Below are 7,707 nucleotides of genomic sequence, written 5' to 3'. Positions count from 1 at the left end.
ATCGATCCTCCTCCAAAAGTTCCCCCCTTGTTAAGGGGGGTTAGGGGGGATCCTTCTCCAGAAGTGCTATGGATAGATCCCCCTCCAGAAGTTCCCCCCTTGTTAAGGGGGGTTAGGGGGGATCCATCCACCATTAACTTACACAACTTCTGGGTCAGAAACGGTTGTCCCTCCGTCCAGTTCAATATCTCAGCTAACACCTGTTCAGGATTATCCACTTTCCCTTCCAAACCAGGGATCAGAGGCTCTTTCGCTTCCTCAAAGGTAAAGCCAGTCAGGTCAATATCCCGACCAATATTAAACGGAGTGCGCTGTTTATCCTGAATCAAATCCGCTGGAGTTGCTACTCCCAGCAAGCAAAAATTCAGCCGCTTGTAGGCAGGATTTTCCGCTCGTTTGTTATAACAACTGCGAATAAAGGCAAAGAAATCATCTTTAAACTCTACCTTAATAATACTGTCAATTTCATCCAGAAAGATAACAATATTTTCTGGAATCTCTGACAACAGCACTTCTTCAATAAACTCACCCAACCACATTAATGGCGAGAGTTGCTTACGCTCTCGTAACCAAGGTAAAACCTTGAATTTATCTGAGAGCTTAAAACTATTTACCAGACTCTTTATTAAGCTAGCATACCATTGCTCTGACGTTACGAAATTGCCAATTTGGGTAACATCAACAGAAGCACAAGCTACTCCCGCCTCTATTAGTCTTTGCATGGTTTTTACCCGCAAACTAGACTTACCCATCTGTCGCGAGTTGAGCACATAACAAAATTCCCCAGCCATCAAAGCATCAAAAATTTCTTGATCAGCTTTTCTGACTGCATAAGTAGCAGCATTGTTAGGTAAACTTCCGCCAACTTGATAGATTGTTGGTTGGTTGGTCATGATTGGGAAGGGAGTAGGGAATAAAGAAGCTATCAGCTATTAGCTATCAGCTATCAGCTATCAGTTATCAGCTATTAGCTATCAGTTATCAGCTATTAGCTATCAGTTATCAGCTATCAGTTATCAGCTTAAGCGCTACGCGCACGCTACGCGAACAGCTTAAGCGCTACGCGCACGCTACGCGAACAGTTTTCACTTTTCACTTTTCAACCAACGGCTGACCGCTGACCGCTGACTGCTGACCGCTGACTGCTTACATTCACTATAAAATCCTGTCACTAAAATACTGACGATACAAATTATATCTCGGAATACAATCATTACCGATTGCTCTGACTAATCCCAGACTTTCTAACAGATAGGTTTCTTTATAATCCAGGCGCACTGCTTGAGTAGTTGTCAGTAATTTTTTGAAAGCGTTTAGTAAATCGGGATGGAGCATGAGATTATTTAAAAGTTCTCGCAAATGATGGCGATAAATCCCTGATTCTGTCGGGGCGGTTTCTAACAGATGCTCCATGGTGATGTTGCTATTTTTGCTAAGAGTAGAGAAAGCTAACTGTAATAAATAAGGATGTCCCCCTACCATGCTCATTAATTTGTGTACTGAATTAACGGATAAATTTAAGCCATAAAATTTCGCCAAATCCTGAACCTGATTCAAAGTAAAATCAGTTAAATCTACAGGATATCCTACATTGAAAGGCGACTTATTGATAGCCAATTCAATATAAACTTCCGTAGAATAAACCACTATCAATCGCAGTCTTTTCCAAATATCATAAAATTGGCCATTTTCATGCCAACTACGCAGCAAAGTAAGAAACCCTTCAGCAACTTGTTGATGAGGAAAAACTCGCTCCAGGTTATCGAGACATAAAACTAAAGGACTCTCTGAAGAAACCAACAAATACTCTTCAAAGTAGGTGCTACACTTTACTTCAGTGGTGAACAAACTATCGTCCCAATAATTTGGCAACTCATTGGGCAATTTCAATTTTTGAGCAACCCGCACACAAAAAGACTGGAAAAATATCTCCAAATCATGGCAAGGAAACTCATTCAGATTCAAATAAACCGTGCGATAACCCCTAGATTTAGCATAAGCAAGAATCCGATGACTAAGTAACGTTTTCCCCATCAGCTTCGGTGCTTTAATCCGAATTAGTGCCCCTGGTTGTAAACTCTTTTGATAACACTCAGCATCTTGAGGACGTTCTATATAAAAGTCTCCAACTTGAGCGGTTGTCTGTTGTTGATTATTAGTGCTACTTGTGTTATTATAGTTGCTATTATTATTTGGTAATTCAATACCGAGTAATGTTAAAAATTCTGGTATAGACTGAGGGCGATCGCTAGCCACCAAGTTCATGCCATGGAGAATGGCTCGATTTATGCGATCGCTAATCTGGGGATTAAAATCCTTTGGTGGTGGTAATACAACTCCATCAGCCCGATCCTCAGCGGCTACTGGTTTCTTTCCAGTTAAAAGCACATACAAGGTAGCGGCCAAAGCATAGACATCGGTGTAGGGACCCTGTTGCCCTCGCCACTCATATTGTTCCAGAGGAGCATAGCCAGGAGTCCGCCCACACAGATGAGTTTGGGTAACCCCAGGGACAAACCTAGTAGCAATACCCAAATCAATCAACACGGCACCAGAACCATCGTGACCCACCATGATGTTATGAGGTTTAACATCCCGATGGAGTAATCCTTGCTGATGAATATCCCTGAGGGCGCTACCAATTTGCCCAATGTAGAGCAAGGCTTGCTCTTCCGAAAGCACACCCTGCCGTTTCACCAGATCCGACAAGGTTTCCCCCTCGATGTATTCCATGATCAAGCAGGGCAAATCACCTTCTCGGATGATTTCTTCTGATAAGCCGACTAGATGAGGATTGCCACAGCTACATTGGGCTAACTTTACCGCTTCGTTGGCAAAAATTTTCCAATATTCTAATAAATTATCTTGGCGGAGTACATGATTAACGATAGTTTTAATAACAATGCGATCGCCTGTTTTAGTTCGGGCTAAATACGTAATACCCAGCCCACCTTGTCCTAGTTTTTTTTCGATGGTATACTTCCCGTTCTGTAGCCGATAACCAGGGGGCCAGGTATGATTAGTTACGCCGTAGCTGTGGTTAGGTGGCTGAGTAGTTGAGGGAGGTTTGTAGGGAGCATAAGGCTCTGCCACAGAAACAGCTATTGGTTGTGTGGTGCTGCTATGACCATTTTTAGGGGAATTAAACCAGCGTTTAACCGCATTATTTAACCGCTGCTTGAATTTCCCACACACTGACCGATGGTTATGAGTCTTCATGGGAGATGCCCAACCTATCCAGGATATTAATTTCGGTAGGGTTTATCGTAAGCCTATGGGCTACGCGCACGCTACTTGAGGTGCTATCAGCGTGTCGCGTATCAGCTGAGTGCTTACGGTTTGTTTTTCCACACAAATAATTCTAGCGTTTTTAATAATTATCAAAGCCATTTGATTTACTTCACCTTACTTCATACTCCTACTCCCTAGGTAAGCAATAAGCTATCAGCATATCTAGCCAATGCACACTATGGGCAATTTTTTCTTGCGCTTACCCTAGAATGCGATCGCGTCCATATACCATTTACCGGAAAGTGGAATAGAAACCAAAAACTAAATTTTATGTTATAATGCTTGTATATACAAAAAGTATATACAAATTAATGGAATTTGAATGGGACGAAAACAAAAACCGACAAAATAAGCAAAAACATGGCATCAGCTTTGAAGAAGCACAGGAAATATTCTTTGGAATCGTTTTTACGTCAATTGATGAACGATACGATTATGATGAAATCAGAGAAATTAGCATCGGTTCCATACAAGGCGTTGTCATTGTCACCGTAGCCCACACTGAAAGAAACAGCAAAATTCGCTTAATTTCTGCTCGAAAAGCTACCCCTAAGGAAAAGAGAAAGTATTATGAGTATCTCGCCCAAACGACTTGAAGAAATCAAAACTATTCCTGACTCTGCCATTGATACCTCAGATATACCTGAGTTAGACGATAATTTTTGGGAAAATGCCAAAATAGTTAAACCGATTACTAAAAAAGCGATTTCTATTCGCTTAGATAGTGACATCATAGACTGGTTCAAAAGTCAAGGAAAAGGCTATCAATCATCAATTAATAACGTTCTTCGTACTTATGTTAATCATCAACGACAGAAAAGTAATCATTGATGGTAAAATTATTCCCTTCATGTCAGCTAATTCGTAAGCTATCAGCTATCAGCGTGTCGCGTATCAGCTGACCGCTTACGCTAATTTTAGCCGACATATCCCCTATGGGTTATACCAGTCATAAACTACAATTGAACCAATATACCACTACGCATTAAGATGTTTAACATTGTCTTGATGCAGTCGCTCCTAAACTCCGAAACGTAAGTAATCGCTGACTTCTGACTTCTGACTTCTGACTTGCGCGTAGCGCTATACCTAATGCGATCGCACTGATCTAAATCCGCACTTCTCGCTAACGTTGTTAATTACCAACAGAGGTTAGGATTTGGATAATAAAAATTTAAGGAGTAAACGGTGTTCAGGAGTAGTGATAGTTCCAATTGGCAGTGGTATTTGTCCAAGCAGCTAACCCCCTTGATCGGAGATTTAACCAGAGTCAAATCTAATCCTATCGATCTCAAGACTATTGTAGTTAGTACCTTAATCGGGCTTTTGCTCAATTCTCTACCATGGTTACCAGCTGCTAGTGCTCAAACGGTGCAACTGGGAGTAGTTAAGAGTCGGGATAATCAAGGGCATTGGTCTGGAATTACCGAACGCTTGCATTCAATTGGAGTTAACTACTGTATTGTTGACTTGACTGAAGTTAAGAAAGCCTCTGACTTCCATAACACTAATTTGCTATTTTTGCCTAATGTCGAGTTCCTCCACCCAAAACAATTCCAAGCGTTACAGGAGTGGATTGCACAAGGAGGAAAAGTTATTGTCACCGGTCCGACTGGGTTACTTTCCAAACCTGACATCCGCAAACAATTGCGTGAGCTTTTGGGTGCTTATTGGGGGTTTGCGATGACCCAACCCTCTATCCTCCATCCTTCCCCAGACAGTAACCAAAAATGGGTGCAGGATACTGGAATTACAGGTATCATCCAGGGTGGCACTCTTATTCCTACTGATCTTAATTCCACTACTGCTGCGGTCTGGAGTCAGGTTGACAAGCCCCCTGCTGTAGTAACCTCTAATAATGCTACCTTTTTTGGTTGGCGCTGGGGTATCGATCGCGTAGCTCCGGCAGAAGTCGATAGTGCTTGGTTACGAGCGGCTCTTGGTCGCTATGATGTCCAAGTCACTGATGTCAATGTCACTGATGCCCAACTCACTAGTGATTCATCTACATCATCTCAATCCTCTGATCACTCACCACAACATTGTGGGAATATCGAAACGACTATTGCCCAGAAACAGGTGGAAACAGAAGATGCAGAGTCTGGCAATAACACAGATGCTTCAGCTAAGCCTACCAATTCCCGATTAGCCCCATCACCCAAGCCAGCAAAAGCGCCACCACCAAGATATAGAAGACGAATTCTAACCCTAAAGCAAGCTACTGCGATGGAGCGGGAGTTGGAAAATCTGATTGGTCGGTTTGAAAGTGCTTTGCTAAGAGCCGATGCAGCTAACAGTAATCTGAATTTATCGACAGGCGCTGCTATCGAACAATTTGTCACTGCTGGTGCTAAGCAAGTGTCGGAAACCTCTGAGGAAACAACGGATGAAACTGACTCAGCTACTTACTCAGCTATTGAGGCATTGAATCAGGCCAGAGTGGGTTTGGAAAATTATCGTCGAGCAGTGGCTCGCAGGGAGTATCAAAAGGCTAGTCAGCTGTGGATGACAGCACGAAATACCCTGTGGGAAAACTACCCAATTGATCGTAAACTAGCCCAGTCAGAGATTCGAGCAATTTGGCTAGACCGGGGTACTATTGTTAAGGCGAAGTCTGAAAAAGATTTAGCTAAGATTTTTGACAAATTGGCTACAGCTGGTTTTCACACCATCTTTTTTGAAACGGTTAACGCTAGTTATACGATTTACCCGAGTGCGATCGCACCAGAGCAAAATCCCTTGGTTGAAGGATGGGATCCCCTAGAAGCAGCAGTCAAGTTAGCCCATGAACGAGGGATGGAATTGCACGCTTGGGTTTGGATGTTTGCTGCAGCTAACCAGCGTCACAATGCGGTTTTAGATCAACCAGCAGACTATCTCGGACCAGTGCTATCCAAGAATCCAGACTGGGCAATCTTGGATAACGAAAAACGTGTGTTTCACAAAAGAACTAGAAAGGCATTTCTTGACCCGGCTAATCCGGAAGTGCGGGATTATCTAACTAAGCTATTGGAAGAGATAGCCAGCCGCTATGAAGTGGATGGGATTCAACTCGACTATATTCGCTACCCGTTTCAAGACCCCAAAGCTGGTCATACCTTTGGCTATGGTAAGGCAGCCCGTGAACAGTTTCAGGAATTGACCGGTGTTGACCCCATTGAGATTGACCCAAGGAATCAGAAGTTATGGCGACAGTGGACAGATTTCCGTATAAAGCAAATTGACACTTTAGTCAAGTCAGTGTCACAGATGCTGCGCCAGAAACGTCCCGACTTGATTATATCTGCTGCTGTATTTCCCATGCCTCGGGAAGACCGATTGCAAAAAATCCAACAAAACTGGGAAGATTGGGCATCTCGGGGTGAGATTGACCTGATGGTACCGATGACTTATGCATTGGAAACGGAAGAGTTACAGAAATTAGCCCAGCCATGGCTAAAAAAATCATCCCTCAGCTCAGCGTTAGTTTTGCCAGGGATTCGTCTATTGAATTTACCCGATATTGTAGCTGTTGACCAAATCCAACTGCTGCGAGATTTACCAGCTCCTGGCTATGCCCTATTTGCAGTAGAAAATCTCAATGATAATCTCAGGGGTATCTTGACACGCACTCAAGGAGAACAAGAGGCTACCACTGAAATACAAGTACCTTACCGTCAACCGTTCCTAACTGCAGCAGAACGTTATCAGGCTCTGCAACAGGAATGGAGTTTTATGTTGGCAAATAATCAAATCGTGATTGGAGAACCAGACCTTTCAGACTGGGGACAACAAGCCGATACCCTTTCCCTGTTGCTGAATCGACTAGCGGACAAGCCATCCATGATGAGCTTGCTATCAGCACAATTGTCCATGTCATCCTTCCGTACTCGCTTTCAGACGTGGATGTTTGGACAATCAGTTGAGCAACCGTATCAAGTCCAGGTATGGGACAACCGTCTGGAAACGATCCAACGATTATTGCGCTATGGTGAGCGGACGCTCAAAAATCGACCATTAGCTGGCAGGGAAACGGCCACCAATGAAGTGGACATCACTGAAGGTCTCGATCCATAGACGAGCACCACAAGATAGTGGGTTATCCGGGTTATAGACAATGCGGCACGGGCCAAGGATTTCTACCTGGTTGCCGTATATATTGTTGCCGCTTCGTTTTACCGAAATCACTGGCTTCCGTTCTTCGGGGCTTTTGTGGATATTCGAGCCAATGTTATTGCGGTTGACATTGATCTTAGCTAAAGCCGGAGCACGATTAGTGCGCCATTTCCCTTTGGTCCTCTAGTGCCTTTCGTGATTTGGGGCAGATTGTTGAACAAGGGAATAATCCAGAATTTCCCACTTTTATAAGCACCCCGAACCCGACCCTTCTCTAGAAGTTGGCGCAATCGCCGAGAAGAAATACCTAAGAGAGATGCT

5 protein-coding genes and 1 pseudogene are annotated in these 7,707 nt (G+C 43.5%); 3 read left to right on the top strand and 3 right to left on the bottom strand.

Annotation, left to right across the window (positions count from 1 at the left end; translation table 11 throughout):
• Both LYNGBM3L_RS10970 and LYNGBM3L_RS34815 read right to left on the bottom strand, forming a co-directional pair.
• A partial coding sequence (locus LYNGBM3L_RS10970; RefSeq protein ID WP_193374698.1) for an AAA-like domain-containing protein occupies positions 1-893 on the bottom strand: 893 nt, incomplete at its 3' end.
• Positions 894-1,155: 262 nt separating this feature from the next.
• Entirely contained in the window at positions 1,156-3,219 is a 2,064-nt protein-coding gene (locus tag LYNGBM3L_RS34815) for an AAA-like domain-containing protein (RefSeq protein WP_052308424.1), read from the bottom strand.
• Between the two features lie 383 nt (positions 3,220-3,602).
• On the opposite strand from LYNGBM3L_RS34815, the gene LYNGBM3L_RS10960 reads away from it, so the two are divergent.
• The 3 genes from LYNGBM3L_RS10960 (at position 3,603) to LYNGBM3L_RS10950 (ending at position 7,347) form a co-directional block, all read left to right on the top strand.
• Positions 3,603-3,887, top strand: coding sequence for a BrnT family toxin (locus LYNGBM3L_RS10960; RefSeq protein ID WP_044492669.1), 285 nt, complete (start codon positions 3,603-3,605; stop codon positions 3,885-3,887).
• Positions 3,862-4,122: a BrnA antitoxin family protein gene (locus tag LYNGBM3L_RS10955; RefSeq protein ID WP_008182423.1), complete on the top strand. Its 261-nt coding sequence runs from the start codon at positions 3,862-3,864 to the stop codon at positions 4,120-4,122. The genes LYNGBM3L_RS10960 and LYNGBM3L_RS10955 overlap by 26 nt, the downstream gene beginning before the upstream one ends.
• 357 nt (positions 4,123-4,479) lie before the next feature.
• Positions 4,480-7,347: a glycoside hydrolase family 10-like protein gene (locus tag LYNGBM3L_RS10950; protein ID WP_131827201.1), complete on the top strand. Its 2,868-nt coding sequence runs from the start codon at positions 4,480-4,482 to the stop codon at positions 7,345-7,347.
• On the opposite strand, the pseudogene LYNGBM3L_RS47245 reads toward LYNGBM3L_RS10950, so the two are convergent.
• Positions 7,288-7,707: pseudogene (locus LYNGBM3L_RS47245) on the bottom strand (DNA-binding protein); the annotation flags it as partial. The gene LYNGBM3L_RS10950 and the pseudogene LYNGBM3L_RS47245 overlap by 60 nt on opposite strands.

The organism is Moorena producens 3L, assembly GCF_000211815.1.
GTDB classification, from domain to species: Bacteria; Cyanobacteriota; Cyanobacteriia; order Cyanobacteriales; family Coleofasciculaceae; genus Moorena; species Moorena producens.
This window is presented reverse-complemented; position numbering and strand designations above follow the sequence as displayed.

What these genes read in the sequence shown, in the direction of transcription:
- LYNGBM3L_RS34815 (WP_052308424.1), bottom strand. Translation starts at nt 3,219, where the DNA reads ATGAAGACTCATAACCATCGGTCAGTGTGTGGGAAATTCAAGCAGCGG.
- LYNGBM3L_RS10955 (WP_008182423.1), top strand. Translation starts at nt 3,862, where the DNA reads ATGAGTATCTCGCCCAAACGACTTGAAGAAATCAAAACTATTCCTGAC.
- LYNGBM3L_RS10960 (WP_044492669.1), top strand. Translation starts at nt 3,603, where the DNA reads ATGGAATTTGAATGGGACGAAAACAAAAACCGACAAAATAAGCAAAAA.